This window comes from Paenibacillus dendritiformis (assembly GCF_021654795.1).
Lineage (GTDB): Bacteria > Bacillota > Bacilli > Paenibacillales > Paenibacillaceae > Paenibacillus_B.
This window is the reverse complement of record NZ_AP025344.1, coordinates 5058258-5075906: the sequence shown is the minus strand read 5'-3', so window position 1 is coordinate 5075906 and position 17649 is coordinate 5058258. Positions and strand designations below refer to the sequence as shown.

Here is a 17649-nt window from a genome sequence, read left to right as displayed (position 1 = left end):
TGAAAGCGATAATTTCACATAGCATAGAATCAGCAAGACGAAGAGCCGGAGATGCATTAGCAGACTCCGGCTTATTTGCGCCTCCCCCAAATTGGGTATCCTAGTATTGTAGTCGGACCATACGGTGTCAGCGGAGGTGAAAAACATTGTGGACAACCGACACGATTATCTTTCTGCTTGGCATTTTGCTGCTGGCCGGAGTCGTCAGCGCCAAGTTTTCGAATCGCTTTAACGTTCCTTCGCTCGTGCTGTTCATCGCTGTCGGCATGATCATGAACCGGTTCATCTACTTCGATAATACGAAGCTGACGCAGTTATTCGGAATATTGGCGCTGATTGTGATTCTGTTCGAAGGGGGGATGCAGACAAGCTGGAAGCAAATGCGGCCCGTGGTCGGCGCAGCCGTCTCGCTTGCTACGCTCGGCGTTGCCGTAACCGCCTTGGTGTTCGGCCTGTGCGCGGCCTATATTCTCGATATCTCCTGGAAGGAAGGTTTGCTCATCGGCGCGATTGTCGGCTCCACCGACGCGGCGGCCGTGTTTGCGGTCATGGGGAGCCAGCGGGTCAAGCGCAAGCTGTCCTCGACATTGGAGGCGGAGTCGGGCACGAACGACCCAATGGCGGTATTTCTCACTGTGTCATTAATTGAGTGGATCCAGACGCCGAATGCGAATCTGTTCTACATGTTTTTGTCATTCCTGTGGGAAATGGGATTCGGACTCTTATTCGGGCTGGGCGTTGGCTGGTTGGCGATACAGCTCGTCAACCGGATTCATCTGGACACCTCCGGACTGTATCCGGTGCTCTCGATCGGACTGGCTATCGTGACGTACAGCGGAGCCGCGATGCTGCACGGCAGCGGGTTCCTGGCCGTCTACGTCATGGCGCTGGTGCTGGGCAACGCCGATTTGCAATACCGCTTCACGATTACCCGCTTCAATGAAGGCTTCGCCTGGATGATGCAGATTTTGATGTTCATTCTGCTAGGGCTTCTCGTCTTTCCCGGGGAACTGGTTGAAGTGATGTGGCAGGCGATCCTGCTGTCGCTGATTTTGATGCTGATCGCGCGTCCGCTGGGGGTGGCGGCGAGCTTGCTGTTCGGGCGCTTCTCGCTGCGCGAGCAGACGCTGATTGCCTGGGCGGGATTGAAAGGCGCCGTGCCCATTGTGCTCGCCACCTACCCGATGATCGCGGGGCTGGAGCAGGGGCAATTGTTCTTCAATGTCATCTTCTTTATCGTCCTGACCTCGGCGTTGGTGCAGGGAGCGACCATTTCTCCTCTGGCGAGGAGGCTGGGGTTGGCCGGGGATCCGTCTGCGGGAATATCGCAAGGGCTCGAATTGGTCTCGGTCGGGAAGACGAATCTGGATATGGTCAAAAAGTCAATTGAACCGGGAACCTGTGTCGAGAACGTCACCCTGGAGCAACTGGGGCTGCCGGAAGATACGCTGATCACCGCCATCGTGCGCGGGGAAGAAATGCTGGCCCCCCGGGGGCATACCCGCTTGCAGGCCGGCGACGTCGCTTATGTGCTCGTGGCCAAAAAAAACCTGGATACGGTGCGCAGCATGTTCACCGAGCCGGTCAAGGAGGGATACTGCTCCGGCCCGAACCGGGAAGCGGACGGAGAGGCGCCATAGTACGAGAGGATATACGTCATGCATCGACAAAAAACAACTATAGACCGATATCTGCGTCAAGCTCGTAGGTATGCGGTCTTTTTTTTGGGTAAAATTCCATGGGCGTGCTACATTCTCAGAGAAATTTTCCCTGATCCTATTGTGAAATAGGACCTACGATCCGATACTTATATTATGTGCCCTTATTTACCATGACAGTGCTTTGCGCAGCCGGACGGCAACCTGCGGAACTGCATGCGGCATGAACAGGCGGCCGCTAGCCATATGGTTCGCAAGCACCATAGTCGCAGAGCTTGTCTCGAATGAATATCTGAATATCGCCACGAACGGAGATAGCGCTATCGCCGTATTCGCAGCTAAGAACGCAACTGTGACAAGGAGATGAAACAATTGAAGGAGAAGCAACAGAAAAACAAAAAGAGGACATCAGGGCAAAAAGCGCCCCAAGCAAAAGCGGAACAGCGGAAAGAGCGCGCTTTTGTGAATTCGGTGAAACAGACGGTGAAGATGGTCTCGTCCTCCGTGTTCAAAAGTCCGGCCCGATCGGTCGGGGCGAAGCTCTTCCTGGTGTTCGTAATCAGCATTATTGTGTTCGTCTTCGCCGTCGGGATGTTCTCTTACTCGGTAGCGAAGAATGCGATCGAAGATCGCTCGGCGGAATCCAGCTACCAGACGATGATTCAAGCATCCCAGAAGTTGGACATGCAGCTTACGCAGTTCAACAATATGACGATGCAGATTATGTTCGATCCGAACTTGAAGACTCAGGTGGCGAAGCTGAAAGGCCTCAAGGATGGCACTTATGATATGATCCAGGCGATTGACAGCATCTCGAAGACGCTGCAGACCTTCAGCATGAGCAATGATCAGATCGAAAATATATATTTGATTCCGAAGGAAAAGACCGATCTGGTGATCGCCGCCATGGGCGTCCGCCGCGGTCTTGACAAAGTGTGGGAAGCCGATTGGTTCCAGGAGGCGAAGAGCAGCAGCGGACAATCGGTATGGGTCAGCACGCAACTGGGCGGTCTGAGCGATGCCGCGGAGCCGACATTCGGGATTGCGAGACCGATGCGGGATCTGAACTCGGGCGAGGCGAACTTTATTATTTATTTGGAAATCAAGCAGCGCACGCTGAAAAATTCGTTGCGGGACATTCATATCGGCGACGGCTCCAGCATTCAAATTTTGAATCCGAGCGGGCAGTATATTTATGCTCCGGACGATAAGCTGCTGACTCAGGCCGCTGCCGAATGGCTTCAGCCGGTCAAGGAAGAAGGGCAGAAGAAGCTCAGCGGAAGCTCCATCGTATATTCCGATCAGGACGGCAAGATGATGCTCGTCTATGATCAGATTAAGGTGAATGGCTGGACGCTTGTCGGAGCCGTGCCGGTGACGGAGTTGACCAAGGACGCCGGCGCGATTCTCCTGGTTACGTTCTTGTCTATGGGCGGGGCGGCCCTGCTGGCCATTATTCTCGGGGGATTAGTCATTCAATGGGTAGCGACGCCAATGGTAAGGCTGCTCGCTCTGATGAATGAAGGGGCGCAAGGCAATCTGGCCGTTCGGGCGACCGTGAAGACCAAAGACGAAATCGGGCAGCTGTCTGCCGGCTTCAATACGATGATGGAGCAGATTACGTCGCTCGTTCAGAGCACCGAGGCGAGCGCGCGCTCCGTATTGGACACGGCGGAATCCCTGTCGGAAGCTTCCCGTTCGACCGCGATCTCGGCGAAAGAGATTGCCGTGGCGACGGAAGAGATCGCCAAGGGCGCGACCTCGCTGGCTGTCGAGGCCGAGCGCGGGCATGACTTGACCCATAATATGGCTTCGCACATGAAGCATGTCATCGATGCGAATGTGCAGATGGATACCTCCGCTCAAGCGGTTGCCCAGTCCAGCGAATTGGGAGCATCCAACATGAATTCGCTCTTGACCAGAACGGAATCGACAGGAGAAATGATGCGTTCGCTGGCGGAGCGGATCAAGCAATTAAGCGAGAGCACGCGGTCGATTCGCAAAGTATTGGAAATGATCCATAACATGACGAAGCAGACGAATATTTTGTCTCTGAACGCGACTATCGAAGCGGCGCGGGCGGGAGCCGCCGGCAAAGGCTTCATGGTGGTGGCCGACGAGATTCGGAACCTCGCGGATCAATCGCGGCAATCGATCGATGTCGTCGGGCAGATTACGGAGCGGATCGAGACGGAGATTACCGAGACGGTAGCGGCGCTGTCCGCCGCGTTCCCGATATTCCAGAAGCAAGCCGAAGCGGTGCAGGAGACGGATGCCATTTTCGGCACGGTTCAACAGCAGATGGGCGGCATGATCGAGCATCTCGGCAATGTCACCGGTTCGATCGACCGCCTGAACGAGGCGCAGTCGATTCTCGTCGAAGCAATGAGCAACGTAAGCGCGGTTGCGGAAGAAGCCTCGGCTACTTCGGAAGAGGTGGCGTCGCTCAGCACCGAGCAATTGAACATTTCCAACCGCTTGGTCGAGCTGTCCCAGCAGTTGGAGGAGGTATCCACCAACCTGAAGGATACGCTGTCCCAGTTCAAATACTAAGTGGACAGGCAGGTGCCGTGCGCACTTGCAGCATGCCCGCATTCTTGCAGCCAGGATGCGGGCATCCAAAAAAGCCGGTTGCAACGGCAGCAAGATTATGGTATGTTAGGAATAACTTCACACGAACGTTGGTACGGAAGCACCGTCATCAAGCAGATGGGACATGCAGCGCATGTCCTGCTTGATGGCGGTGCTTTTTGCGTTTTGCGAATCCGTGCCGGAAGAGGAGGGGAAGAGAGATGAAGGCTTGGGATATTGTCGCCGTTCATCCGCACAAGCGAATGCTCGATGCATGGACCGAATATTGGAAGCTGTCCGATTATGCGGAACAGCTTCAACTCCGGGTGTTCACTCAGGCGGACACGCTCCGCCGTTACCTGGGATTGAAGCCGGGCATCCATATGATCGTCGCCGATCCGGAAGTGCTGCGGGAGATGAACGGGGAGGAGTTGGATGGAATCTTGATTACGGCATTGTCGGCGGAGGAGCGGCTTGATGCATTGCCGTTCGTCTGTGCGTCAGAGAGTCCGTATCAGCCGCTTCCGCAGTTGTTCCAATCCTTGATTGAACGCTGCCGGGCGGAATACGGGGGCGCTGCCTTCCGGGCGGACAGCCGCTCCTGCATGCTGCTCGGGGTCAGCTCGCTGGGAGGGGCCGGCAAGACGACGGCAGCCCTTCATCTCGCCCGCCATGCGGCAGCCAAGGGGAAGCGAGTCATGCTGTTGAATGTTGACCCGGTGCAGGAATATGCGCTTCTGCATGCTTCGCCGGTGCTTGCGTCGCTCACTCCGTTGGCGCGGCTTTTGTATTACCTGCGGAAGGAACCGGCGGGAGACCCCCTGGAGCTGGAACCGTATATCCTTAGCGTTCCTGATATGGAAGGCGCGGAGATATTCGCTCCAGCCGATTGGATGAAGGAATGGGAAGGGATTGACGGGCCGCTCATGCGAAGGCTGCTCCGGCTGCTTCGGCGGAGCGGGCGGTACGACCTCGTTATTGCGGAGGGAGGGTTCTCCCAACCGGCGTTCGCTCCCCTGTGGGAAGATGCGGATGGAATCATCTGGCTGCTGCAGGATGATTTGCCGCATGTGCACAAGACGGACCTTCTGTTCCGGCAATGGGAACGCTCCGCCGATGCGGCGGTCCGCGCCCGGATTCGCAAACTTGCGCTGCTCGTAAACCGCTATATGGGCATGATGGCGAACCGCTGGATGCACCGAGATGCGCCGGTTACCGGTTATTTGCCCTATATTCCGGGCTGGAAGCAGATGCACCGCATCGATCAGTGGCTGAAGTCGGCCGTCTATCAATCTGCCATCGCCGAGTGGGCCGACCGTCAGCTTCTTCATGGGCCGCCGTCCGGAAGGGGAGTCTCATGAACGAGCGCGCGGCAGTTCCTTCCGTTCCGGAAGCGATGGATGAAGCGTATGCCTGGACCCGGCAACGCGTTCGCGACAGCCTGGAATGGGGCGACCCGATTCCGGATGAAGCGCTCAAGGGGAGAATTGAGCAGACGCTGTTCTCCAGCCCCCAAGCAGGGCAGTTCACGTCGGAAGCCTTGGAGCAGATCGTCAAGCGGGTCTATTATTCGTTCCGCGGCCTGGACGCTCTCCAGCCGTTGGTCGACGATCCGGACATTACGGAGATTATGATCAACAGTTATCGGGAGTGCTTCATCGAGCGCAAGGGGCGGGTCGAACGGATGGAGATTGGCTTTGAGAACGAGCAGAAGCTGGAGGATGTCATCCAGGCGGTCGTGTCCCAAGTGAACCGGGTTGTCAATGAATCGTCCCCGATCGTGGATGCCCGGCTTCCCGACGGCTCGCGGGTGCATGTTGTCCTGCCGCCGATCGCCCTCCAGGGGCCGACGGTCACGATTCGCAAATTCCCGGCCGAGCCGATGAAGATGGACGCCCTGATCCGGTTGGGCGCGGTGAACGAGGAGGCCGTTTTGCTTCTGCAGACGCTGGTCGCCGCCAGGTTCAATATTTTTATCAGCGGGGGGACTGGATCGGGCAAGACGACATTTCTGAATGCATTGTCGCAGTATATTCCTCCCCGGGAACGAGTCATTACGATCGAGGATGCGGCCGAACTCCAGATTCGCACCGTTCCGAATCTGGTGTCGCTGGAGACACGCAATCCCAATACGGAAGGAAAGGGGGCCGTCTCGATGCGGGATTTGATCCGTGCCTCGCTGCGGATGCGACCGGACCGCATCATCGTCGGGGAAGTTCGGGGGCCGGAGGCGCTCGATATGCTGCAGGCGATGAATACCGGCCATGACGGATCCTTGTCCACAGGCCATAGCAACGGACCCGCCGATATGCTCAGCCGCCTGGAGACGATGGTGCTGAGCGGCGCGAATCTTCCCGTCGAGGTCGTGCGGCGGCAGATCGCCTCAGCCATCGATATTATCGTGCATCTGGCCCGTCTTCGCGACGGCTCGCGCAAGGTGATGGAGATTTCGGAGGTTATCGGCATGCATGACGGGGAGGTTCGCCTCGCGCCCTTGTTCCGGTTCGAGGAGTCCCGCACTGAAGAAGGGCATGTGGCCGGGCGCCTTGCCCCGCATCATATGCTTCGGAACCGGCGCAAGCTGGCGATGGCCGGGCTGCGGCTCCCGTGGGACAAGGAGGTGAATACCGATGAGGAAGCAGCCGGAGACGGCGGAACAGCGGCTGCCGCAATACAGCGAGTATAGGTTGAACCCCGGGGAGAAAATTGCGGCCCTGAGTACAGGAGCCGCTGTCATGGCCGCCGTCGGTTACTTGTTCTATCAGCATTGGCTGGGGATGCTCCTGTTGGCTGCCGCCGGAATGCGCTATACCCGCATTCGCCGCCAAGCGCTGCTCGCGCGCAAGCGGACCCGGCTTGCACAGCAGTTCAAGCAAGCACTTTATTCCTTATCCTCGTCGTTGTCAGCCGGACGCTCTATGGAGAATGCGTTCCGCGAGGCGATAGCCGATTTGAAGCTGCTCTACCCGGGAACCGAGGTGGAGATGGAGCGAGAGTTGCGAATTATTGCGATGCGGATGGAAAATGGGGAACCGATCGAGCAGGCGGTAATGGATTTGAGCCGCCGGGCCGCCCAGGAGGATATATCGAATTTCGCCGACGTGCTGGTCACCTGCAAGCGGACGGGAGGAGATTTGATCGAGGTCGTGCGGAGAACGTCTTCCGTCATTGGCGAGAAGATGGATATTAAGCAGGAGATTGACGTTCTTGTCGCCCAGAAGCGGTTGGAGATGAAAGTGATGATGGCCGCTCCGTTCCTGTTTTTGGCCTTTCTTAATCTCGCTTCCCCGGATTTCATGGCGGCGCTGTATGAAGGCGTCGGCCGCGTTATCGCCACGGCGGCGCTGCTGCTTCTGCTGCTTGGCGCGTGGTTGATTCGCAAGCTGATGGATATCCGCGTGTAGCGCGCTGGTTACATCATTTTTTTGGATGAGGTGATGGGGACATGATGCTGCCGCCATGGATATGGGCTTGCGGATCCGCCTTACTGCTTCTCCTGTTCCTGCTGCTCAATCATAGGAATCAGCCGCGTTACGGGACGCTGCTGGCCGGCATAAATCCCCGGATCAAGACGGTCCGCTGGCTCGCGGCGCCGCTGCGCTGGCTGGAGAGGGTCCAACCGGTTCTCGATACGCATCCGGCTCTGTCTCCGGTTCGCCAAGCGTTGATGCAGATCCACGGCCCGGCCCGGAGCCATACGATGTACCGGGTGCTGCTGGCCGAGCTGGCGTTGTACCTGTATACGGGCCTCTGCGGGACTTTGCTGCTGCCGGCGCTGACGGACGGGAGCGTGACGAATCTGGTTGGCGGCATGCTGGTTGCCTTCGTTCTGCCGCTGGCCAAGGTGAAGGACACGCTGAACCGGGCGGAGCGGAAAAAGCAGGACCTCCAATTGGAGCTGCCGGAGCTGATCGGCAAGCTGACCTTGCTCGTGCAGGCGGGAGAGACGGTGCCGAAGGCGCTGGCCATCTGCACCGATCGTAAGCGGGAGGAATGGAGCCACCCGCTTTACGCTGAGCTTGCCAGGATGCAGCAGGATGTGCATAACGGGTATTCGTTCGCGCAGGCAATGGAGCAATTCGCGAAGCGATGTTCTCTTCCGGAGGTTTCGATGTTCGTTACGACGGTGCTGATCAATCAGCGCAGGGGCGGAGATACATTCGTGCTGGCGATGCAGGATGTCGGCCGGCAGCTGTGGGAGAAGCGCAAGGCGGTGGCCCGCCGGAGAGGGGAGGAAGCGTCGGCGAAGCTGGTCTTTCCGATGATGTTGATGTTCCTGGTCATCCTGGGCATCGTGGGCGCTCCCGCCCTGCTTTTGATGAAGTAGGAGATGAAGCGGCGAAATAATCAAGAAAAAATAATTCAGGAAACACTCAGGAAAATAATCACAAAGAAAATGGGATCGGAAAGAAGGAAGCGGACATGGACAAAGACTTACTGTTTTTTAAACGGCTGTGGAAAGAGGAAGACGGGCTCGGCATGGTGGAGATTGTCATTATTATCGCGGTGATCGTGGTGTTGGCGCTTGTCTTTAGAGAGCAAATTACGGCGTTCCTGGAAAACTTGATCTCCAGAGCGACAAAGGAAACAGACAAGATTTTTAAATAGAAGCCGCTTTGAAAGGAGGATGTGGCTTGAGCCCAAAGCTGCGGCGTTGGCTGCGTTCCGTTCAGGAGGAAGAAGGCTCGATGATGTTGGAAGCTTCGCTTGTCTTTCCCGTCATTTTCTACTGTACGCTGGCGATCCTGTTCTTCGCCATCCTCATCTATCAGACGGTGCTGAGTTCGCATGCCGCGTCACTGGCCGTGGAACGGACGGCAGCCTTCTGGGACAACAGCCACAGGGAGGCGGTGACCGGCGCTTTTGAAGCAGGGCAGCAGGATGGATTGTATTGGCGCCTGAATGACGATCGGATATTGGACAAAGTACTCGGGATAGGCTTCGGCGGGGAGAACCATATGGTAAAGCTTCCTGCCGGCGCTGCCGGCGCCTCTCTGCCCGAACGGAAGCTGATACGGACCGCCAGACTCGTGCCTGATGCCTTTCGCGGGAAGATGATCTACGAGAATGGCCTGCTGGACCGCAGAATTACCGCGGTTGTGGACAAGCCCTTCCATCAGGCGATGTTCCGGAACATTGCGGGAAGAGAGATCTCGAACGAGGGACAGGCCGTATCGGCCGTAGTGGAGCCGGCAGAATTCATCCGCACAGTGGAGTTCGCGCGGTATATGGCAGCGAAGCTGAAGGAATGGAAGGGACAAGGCGTCCCAATAGAGGAAGCGGAAGGCATCTTGAAGCAAGCGGCTGGACAGACTTCGGAACCGGCATCTTGAGCAGAGGGGAGTGCTGCCTGTGAAGCGCAATCGGCTGAACCGATTGGCGAAGCGGATTTTTATGGCAAAGGACGGATCGGTGTCGATATTGCTTGTGTTTATTGTGGCTGTCATGTTCTTGTTTACTGCAGTGTTCATTGATTATGCCCGCATCGCGGCGGCCGAATGGCGGACCGAGGCGCTGGCCCGTGCAGGCATCCGCTCCGTCATGTCCGCTTATGAGCCCGCTCTGCAAGAGAGATATCAATTATTCGCATACGGAGCGACCGATCCGGCTCAAATCCTGGAGGATGTCATGCAGGAGCAAAATCTGCTGCGCTCGACAGGCGTATTTCCATGGGTTCCTCTGCTGTTGGATAGTCATTCGACATTGGTTACCCGCCCGCTTGCGGACTATGACGAGATGGAACGCCAGATTTTGGAGGAGATGAAATATAAAGCGCCGTTGCAGTTTGTGTTCGAGCTGTCCGGCAAGCTGAAGCCGATGTCGGGAGCGTTGAAGGAAGCGGCCCAGACGACGGAGCTGCTCGCCAAGCTGCAGAAGCTGGTTGATCGGAGGGACAAGGAGCTGTCGGCTGTCTTGAAGCTGCAGAAAAAATCCCGCGATGCGCTGGACCGCTCGGGGATCGGCAAGAGAATCGCGGGTAATAGGAACGAGATAATAGAGGATCGTGCCGTTGGCCCGATTCGAACGGCAGCCGATATTGCAGCCCAGTATGCCGATTACGCAGAGAAGAAGCGCCAAGATGACCGCAGGGGAGAAGATGAGGGGCCGCAGTATCGGTACGATACGGATCGTTACGAGAAGGATTCGCGCGAGCATGCATGGCGACTGCGGCGTGCCGTCACCCTGCATAGCGGGAATCATGAGCGTTGGCTCCGCGAGGCCATACCGCATCTGAAGGAAGCCAAGGCGCTGAACGAAGAGATGAAGCGGGTTATCGCAGAGGTGCGCTCCAGCCGACACTATGCCGGATATGACAGGATAGGCCAGTCGGATATTCCGGGCGGGGGAACGATGGATAACGGCAAGCAGGTTGAAGATGCCATCAAGGAAATCAATGCTTCCGCCGAGCAAGTGGTTATCCCTGACTTTTTCTTCGAGGAATGGAGCGGAGAAATCGATCGCCAGCAAGCGGCCATGTCGCAGCTCGATCACGCCGCTTCCGCATTCCAGCAATTAGCGGAAAGCTTATCCGCATACACCATCTCCGCTTATACATTGAAGAATGAGGCGAGACAGCTGTTCGAGGCTTACGACACGTATGACTCTGAGTTTATCCGGCCGGCCGGCAGCTATATTGAACGGAGAGAGGTGGCAATGACCAAGCATCAAGGAAAGGACAAGGACCGCAAACGGTTAGAGCAGGAAGCGGACAAGGAACTGAAAAAAGCGAAAAACTTGCTCTCTTCGCTGTCTGGGCTGAAAACCAAGTTGCGGGAGCACCAGGCTGCTTTCGATGAGATTCGCAGCAAGGCGGATGCGATTGATGCCTATAACCAATCAGCGTCCGAGATGCCTGTGGAACGAACGGTCGGAGACGATGCCGTCGAGGAGAGCAGGCAGTCCATGGATTCCGTCACCGCGCTGTATGATCAAGCGGCAGACGGCTTAGTATCGCTGCGCGATCGTCTGTACCGGAACGAATATGCCTATACGTATTTCACCTCCTATGATCCGCTGCAATTGAAATCATTGCTGGAGGCAGAGGATGCGGGTGAGGAGGTCGTGAAATCGTTGGGGATTGGCAACCAGGAGCTGGAGTATATTGTGTACGGCTTTCACAACCCGGTCGGCAATATTGCGGCCGCCTATGGCGAGATTTTTTCGATGCGGCTCGCCGTACGCACGATGGAAGGATTGGTGGAATTCGGCAAGCTCGGACATCCGCTGCTTGTTTTGGCTTCAGCGATTCTGTACGGCATTCAGCAAGCGATTCAGGATATGCTGCAGCTCATTGCGAAGAATGAGATTCCGATTTCGCGTTATTTACCGTCGGTGAAGCTGACCTATGCCGATCATCTTCGCCTGTTCATGCTGGCTCATGGAAGCCGGGAGGGAATGTTGAAGCGGATGCTGGCGCTGATTCACTATCATACCGGAATCGATCCGGCTGCGAGGGGGACGCATGGCGAGACGGAAGTCCGCCTCAGCACGCCGCTCTGGTTCCTGCCGGGATTTATGAAGCTCTTAGGACATGCCGGACTATGGGACGGTGAGATTGAGAATGGATGTTATTACGCGGTCAAGCGCTCCGTGTTCTCCTATTAATTGCGGAAGAGACCCGGTTAAATGCGCAAGTATCCCGGGATCTAAATCCGAAAGGGACCCGGTTAAAAGGGGAAGTGCCCCGGGAACTAAATCCGGAAGGGACCCGACATTTTGGGGGAGAGCGGGCCGGATCCCGTCTCGGAGCCTGTCCATTGACAGGGGCGGCAGCATCACGGTTGAAGCCGCTTTGCTCCTGCCGATGGTCCTGCTCGTGTTCATGTTTTTCGTGTTCATGATTCACGCCGCCGTCATCACGACGTCTCTGCAGTCCGCTGCCATGAATACCGTGAAGCAGGTGTCCGCTCACTTGTATCCTGTCAGTCTGCTCGCTGCCCAGTCTGCCGATGCGGATGGAGCCCGTTCAGAGAAGCCGGGCACATGGCTGCCGCCGGCGCAGAGAATGAAGATGGCGGTGCAGGAATTTGGCCGCTCATTCGGGAGCGAGCTGCCGAAGCCAGCCGGCGACTGGGCGAAGGACGGAACGGAGTGGGCTGCCCGGCAAGCGGAGGCGGCAGGGGAAGCGGGCCAGGCTCGCCTCGCCGAGACGGTTATCAAGCCATTGCTGGTCCGCTATGGAGTTCAAGGCGTCCTGCGAGAGGAGCGGATTCGGGTGACACATGTGAAGCTGCCGGATCTGGATAAGAAGACCGATCCTTACTTCGCCATAGAGGTGGCCTATGACTTGCCGATGCGTGTTCCGTTCCTGAACAAGACGCTGACGTTGTCCGCGCGAGCCGTGGAGCGGGTCTGGGTCGGCGACGGACCGGCTGCGTCTGATTCGGGCAGCGGGTCGCCGGATAAGGCGGCCCCGGTCCTCGTAGAGCTGACGCCCGATCCGCTCCTTCCCGGCCGAAAAGCGAGGCTTACCGCCAAGGCGGAGCCGCATGAACGGGTGGAACTGGTCGTCTATTACAAGAGCGGCAAGAGTCAGGCGAGGCATGTCGGCTGGGCAGCCGCGGATGCGGATGGCATCGTTGCGTGGGAATGGCATGTCTCGGGCAATACCACCTCGGGAACATGGCGGCTGTCCGTGAAGACGGAAGACGGGCGAAGCGCTGAACGTGAGTTTGAAGTAAAATAACGGGCTCCAACCGGAAACGGACGGAAGCGGATGAGAGAAAGGAGAAAGCGATGAGTGCTGTGAACGGTGCGATATGGATATGCGGGGTGCTGCTGCTCGCCGCGTTTGCTTCCGATGTGCGGAGTAAGAAAATACCGAATCGGCTGACGATGATTGCCGCTGCCGCCGGGTTTATGATTCACGGTGCCGCGAATGGATGGCAGGGACTTGCTTTCAGCGGTCTCGGAGCGGGATGCGGGTTCGGAGTCATGCTCCTTTTGTACATCATCAAGGCTGTCGGGGCCGGTGACGTGAAGCTGTTTGCCGCCATTGGCGCATTGACCGGAATGTATTTGACTTGGCATATCTTTATCTATTCGATTTTGTATGGCGGGCTTATTGCGGCATGTATGATGATGGGCAGCCGCAGGGGGAGAAGTCGCGGTTGGCGGTATGCGCGGATAAGCGGCTGGCTGCTGCGCTCCATGGGGCCCGTTCAGGCGGAAGCGGGAAAGCAGGCTTCCTTTCCTTTCATGTGGGCCGTGCTGCCGGGAGCGCTGACCGCTTACTTGACTGTCGCATCTCCCGCGTGATGGGCCATTCGAACAGCAAGGAGCGTGATTCTCATTTACGGTTACCGGGTTCAATTTATTCAGGAAGAAAGAATGGGCATGATGCTGACCCGCGACAATCCTGTTCCATCCGATGCGCTGGATCCGCATCAAGCCAAGATGCTGGCCTATAACCGGGTGCCTCATTTCCTTCGCCTAGATATCCGTGAAGTCGATCTGGAGATCTCCTTTGTCTACGATATCAGCGGCAAACGAATGCTTAAACAGGCCCTAAGAAGCATGAGAATGACTTCGAGTCAATATTTGGAGTGGATGCTGCAACTGGTCCGCATTTTGGAGGATTGCCGGGCTTATATGCTTCATCCGGATCATGTGCTCCTGCACGAGGAATGCGTGTTTGTCGATGAACAAGCCGGGGACGGAGGATTGCATGTCCCTTACTTGCCGCTGCTGGGACCGCTGCAGACGCGGGCCGGAATGGATGGTCTGCGCAGACTGGGCATTCTGCTGTCCACCCATGTTGCCCAATGGAATGGTGACGGATTCCAGCGGCTGGTTCAATGCTTGTCCCAGGAGGACAATTCTCTTGCCGAGGTGCGGAAGCTGCTTCAAGCTCTCATTGCCGGAACAAGCGGAATAGGGGCGGAACTCCCGGTCAGTCAACGGCTTCCCGAAGGGAACGAGGGGATGCGAGGCTTGTCTTTGGGGAAAGCAGGCGACGATTGGCCGATGAAGCTGGAGGGCGATAATCCATGGATCGGCTCTGATCAGGAGTCTGCCGCCCTCGGACCTTGGCAAACTGGCGAAGGCCTCCCGGTCCCGGGAGAAGCCAATACGCTCCGAGAGGTGAATGAGAATAAGGGGACCGTTCCGGAGACCAAGAGAACCGCCTCCGGCAAAAGCTATTTCGCGGCGGGAGGGGCCGCCATCGTAACGTCCGCGCTGGCCTGGAGATATATCTATCTTGCCTATCCGGCCTTGAACACGCTGCTTATCTCGGCTGGAATCAGTGTCGGGGCCGTTGCCTTGGGGGCCGCCTGGATCTCGGGCATGCCGGCCTGGGTACCGGGGATGCCCGCTCGCCGGGAGAGCGCCGCTTCTCCTTCGGAGGAAGGGCCGGAAGCTTCCTTCCCCGGCCGGCATTCCGGGGATGAACTGCTGCGGCCGGAATGGCAGAAGCAGGAGCATCAGGCGGGGAGCGAATCGGCCGCGGCGGATGCCGTTTGCCTGACTGGGGCGCAAGGCGTTCACCTCCATGTAACAAATGCCGTTGGCCCGTTAGCCGAACGTGATAACCACTCAAGGAACTATCATGGCATCCCGCAGGATTTGTGGAACCGGCATTCATCGCCTGATGGGTCACGGATGGATTCCTTCTACGCTGAGCTGCCTATGCATACATCCGTGCTCGACCGTTCCGGATCCGAAGCGACGGTCGTCCTTGAACGAAGGCACGGCAGCGGCACGGACTTCCGGGAAGGGGGGCGGGGCGCGCCTTATCTACAGAGGTTGATCGGGCTGGCCGGAAGCGCTGGAGCCGGAGGGAGGGGGATTCCGCAGGATGCGCCGGCTGCCGCTGAACGAATTCCTCTGGCCTTCCCTTTCGTGATAGGCCGTTCGGAACAAGGGGTGCAGTGGCGTGAAGCCGGGGCAGGCGTCTCGAAGCACCACTGCGAGCTGGTTCAAGGCGACGACGGCGCAATCGCGCTCCGCGATCTCGGATCGCGCAACGGAACCGAACTGGAGGGAGAGCCGATCATTCCCTATAAGCTGTACCCCTTGCAAAGCGGGGATCGCTTTTCTGTGGGAGGCACAGTGTTTCAGTTTTATGGCTGAACTTGGCCAGGTGTAATGCGGGACAATGGTTTAGTGCGGATAAGAGCATCTTGAAGAGCGCGGGTGAAGCCATATTGAATGCGAAGGAGTGAGTAATGAACATATAAACTGATATATAATTGCTTACCACGGGCAGATAAATTTTTTGTACAACGATAATGGACAAATGGCGTTTTTGTCTATACAAAGGTGGACAAGGAGGGATATACGGCATTGCACGGATGGATGCCAATATATAGTAGTCAGGGCGAGTTCGAATCGCATATATAGGGGTATGACTCTAAGCTAAAGCAGGTCTCTTTCTTGATATAGTATCCACCATTTGGATGACATTCTTCCTAGTTTTCCGTATCAAGAGGACAGCAGAGGGGAAAGGAGCCTCTCCCCAGGCCCTCTGTCTGCTCAGATGAGGTGACATGCGGCATAATGCCCGCTGCCCGCTTCCCGGAAGAGCGGAGCTTCCTGACGGCAAATGTCCTTGGCCACCGGGCAGCGGGTGTGGAATTTGCAGCCGGACGGGGGATTGACCGGACTCGGGATGTCGCCGCGGAGCACGATCCGCGACCGCTTGCGCTTCGGGTCGGGGATCGGGATGGCAGAGAGCAGCGCTTGGGTATACGGGTGGAGAGGCTGGCGGAACAGTTCGTCCCGGGGCGCAAGCTCGACAAGCGATCCCAAGTACATGACGCCGATCCGGGTGCATAAATGCTCGACGACGCTCAAGTCATGCGAGATGAACAGGTAGGTGAGCCCTCTCTCTTCCTGCAGCTGGCGGAACAGGTTGATAATCTGCGCCTGTATGGATACGTCCAGCGCGGACAACGGTTCGTCAGCGACAATGAAGCGGGGCTGCAGGATGATGGCTCGGGCGATGCCGACCCGCTGGCGCTGCCCCCCGGAAAATTCATGAGGGTACCGATCATAGTGGTACGCCGACATGCCGCAGACGGACAGGATGTCCTCCACCCGATCCCGGATCTCTTCCTTGGCGGCCAGTCCGTGCTGCAGCAGCGCCTCGCCGATCGCATCGCCGATGCGCATCCGCGGATTCAGCGAGCTGTAAGGATCTTGGAAGATGAACTGCAGCTCGGGGCGCAGCCGCCGCATATCCGTACGGGACAACCGATGGAGGTCGGTCCCCTGGTAGCGGACTTCGCCGGCGGTCTTGTCGGTCAGCCGCAGGATCGCCCGCCCGGCCGTGCTCTTGCCGCTGCCGGATTCGCCGACGAGGCCGAACGTCTCGCCCGGGCAGATCGAGAAGCTGATATCATCGACCGCCTTGACGTGGTTGACGGTGCGGTTGAACAAGCCGGCGCGAACGGGATAATATTTTTTCAAGCGGCGAACTTCAATCAGCGCTTCGCTCATGGCGTTCCTCTCCTTCGGCGCACAGCCAGCAGGCCACATGATGATCCGGCGCTGTGCGGCGCAATTCGGGATGAGCCGTCCGGCATGCTTCCGTCCGCTGATCGCAGCGGTCATAGAAGTAGCAGGACGAGCCCAGCTCCAGCGGGTTGGGCACCTGGCCCGGTATGGAATAGAGCATCTTCCGCCGCTGATGCAGCACCGGCTTGGATCGAAGGAGCCCTTGGGTATACGGGTGCCGAGGGCGATCGAACAGCTCCTCGACCGAAGCTTCCTCCACGATTTTTCCAGCGTACATGACGACGACATAGTCGGCCATCTCGGCCACGATGCCGAGATCATGCGTAATCAGCAGGATGGCCGTCTGCATCTCTTCCTTCACCTGATGCAAAATCTCAAGAATTTGCGCCTGGATGGTGACATCAAGAGCTGTCGTCGGTTCGTCGGCAATGAGAAGGCGGGGCTGGCATGCCAATGCTGTCGCGATCATGACGCGCTGCAGCATTCCGCCGCTCAGCTCATGCGGGTAGGCCTTCAAGATGGCTTCAGCCCGGGGAATGCCGACCAGATTGAGCAGTTCGACCGCTCTGGTTCTGGCCGCGGGCTCCTTCAGATGAAGATGCTCCCGCAGCGGTTCGGTCATCTGCTTGCCGATGGTGAGCACCGGATTCATGGCCGACATCGGTTCCTGGAAGACGATCGCGATCTCGTTGCCGCGCAGCCGCCGGAGCTGCTCCTTGCTCCACTGCCTGATATTCTGGCCGTTGAAGCGGATTTCGCCGGAGACGATGCGCCCGGAAGGCTCAGGGAGCAGCCCCATGACCGACATCGCGGTTGCGCTTTTGCCGCAGCCCGATTCCCCGACGACGCAGACCGTCTCTCCTTCCTTGATGCGCAGGCTGACATCATCGACGGCTTTGACGATGCCTTCTCCCGTGTAGAAATGAGTGCTTAAATTTCGAATGTCGAGCAGCGCATTCAT

The 17649-nt window shown here is 57.6% G+C and carries 14 protein-coding genes; 12 read left to right on the top strand and 2 right to left on the bottom strand.

The genetic code is table 11. The features are described from left to right. Positions 1 to 146 precede the first annotated feature (146 nt). The 12 genes from L6439_RS22410 (at position 147) to L6439_RS22355 (ending at position 15302) form a co-directional block, all read left to right on the top strand. Positions 147 to 1640, top strand: coding sequence for a potassium/proton antiporter (locus L6439_RS22410; RefSeq protein WP_168178340.1), 1494 nt, complete (start codon positions 147 to 149; stop codon positions 1638 to 1640). Between the two features lie 480 nt (positions 1641 to 2120). Further along, positions 2121 to 4211 carry a methyl-accepting chemotaxis protein gene (locus tag L6439_RS22405; protein WP_237096599.1) on the top strand — a complete coding sequence of 697 codons (2091 nt, stop codon included), beginning with the start codon at positions 2121 to 2123 and terminating at the stop codon, positions 4209 to 4211. Between the two features lie 239 nt (positions 4212 to 4450). Beyond that, positions 4451 to 5590, top strand: a complete 1140-nt coding sequence (locus L6439_RS22400; RefSeq protein WP_168178338.1) for a nucleotide-binding protein — start codon at positions 4451 to 4453, stop codon at positions 5588 to 5590. After that, complete coding sequence (locus L6439_RS22395; RefSeq protein WP_237096598.1) at positions 5587 to 6915, top strand: TadA family conjugal transfer-associated ATPase; 1329 nt, start codon at positions 5587 to 5589, stop codon at positions 6913 to 6915. Before L6439_RS22400 ends, L6439_RS22395 begins: the two co-directional genes overlap by 4 nt. After that, a complete protein-coding gene (locus L6439_RS22390) occupies positions 6860 to 7633 on the top strand; it encodes a type II secretion system F family protein (protein WP_213470844.1) in 774 nt (257 codons plus the stop codon). Before L6439_RS22395 ends, L6439_RS22390 begins: the two co-directional genes overlap by 56 nt. 41 nt (positions 7634 to 7674) lie before the next feature. Further along, positions 7675 to 8556, top strand: a complete 882-nt coding sequence (locus L6439_RS22385) for a type II secretion system F family protein (RefSeq protein WP_237096597.1) — start codon at positions 7675 to 7677, stop codon at positions 8554 to 8556. Between the two features lie 95 nt (positions 8557 to 8651). Beyond that, complete coding sequence (locus L6439_RS22380; RefSeq protein WP_213470843.1) at positions 8652 to 8837, top strand: Flp1 family type IVb pilin; 186 nt, start codon at positions 8652 to 8654, stop codon at positions 8835 to 8837. A gap of 26 nt (positions 8838 to 8863) precedes the next feature. After that, on the top strand, positions 8864 to 9562 hold the full coding sequence (locus L6439_RS22375) for a pilus assembly protein (RefSeq protein WP_168178335.1): 699 nt from the start codon (positions 8864 to 8866) through the stop codon (positions 9560 to 9562). Between the two features lie 19 nt (positions 9563 to 9581). Continuing rightward, entirely contained in the window at positions 9582 to 11834 is a 2253-nt protein-coding gene (locus L6439_RS22370) for a TadE/TadG family type IV pilus assembly protein (protein ID WP_213470841.1), read from the top strand. A 187-nt stretch (positions 11835 to 12021) separates the two neighbouring features. Further along, the gene (locus tag L6439_RS22365; protein WP_237096596.1) at positions 12022 to 12915 is read left to right on the top strand and encodes an AAA family ATPase; all 894 of its coding nucleotides are present in this window, start codon (positions 12022 to 12024) and stop codon (positions 12913 to 12915) included. A gap of 50 nt (positions 12916 to 12965) precedes the next feature. Beyond that, a complete protein-coding gene (locus L6439_RS22360; RefSeq protein ID WP_213470839.1) occupies positions 12966 to 13487 on the top strand; it encodes an A24 family peptidase in 522 nt (173 codons plus the stop codon). A 78-nt stretch (positions 13488 to 13565) separates the two neighbouring features. Continuing rightward, complete coding sequence (locus L6439_RS22355) at positions 13566 to 15302, top strand: DUF6382 and FHA domain-containing protein (RefSeq protein ID WP_237096595.1); 1737 nt, start codon at positions 13566 to 13568, stop codon at positions 15300 to 15302. Between the two features lie 402 nt (positions 15303 to 15704). Here the strand turns inward: L6439_RS22355 and L6439_RS22350 are convergent, their stop codons facing one another. After that, the gene (locus L6439_RS22350; RefSeq protein ID WP_213470836.1) at positions 15705 to 16670 is read right to left on the bottom strand and encodes an ABC transporter ATP-binding protein; all 966 of its coding nucleotides are present in this window, start codon (positions 16668 to 16670) and stop codon (positions 15705 to 15707) included. Continuing rightward, entirely contained in the window at positions 16651 to 17649 is a 999-nt protein-coding gene (locus tag L6439_RS22345; RefSeq protein WP_213470834.1) for an ABC transporter ATP-binding protein, read from the bottom strand. Before L6439_RS22345 ends, L6439_RS22350 begins: the two co-directional genes overlap by 20 nt.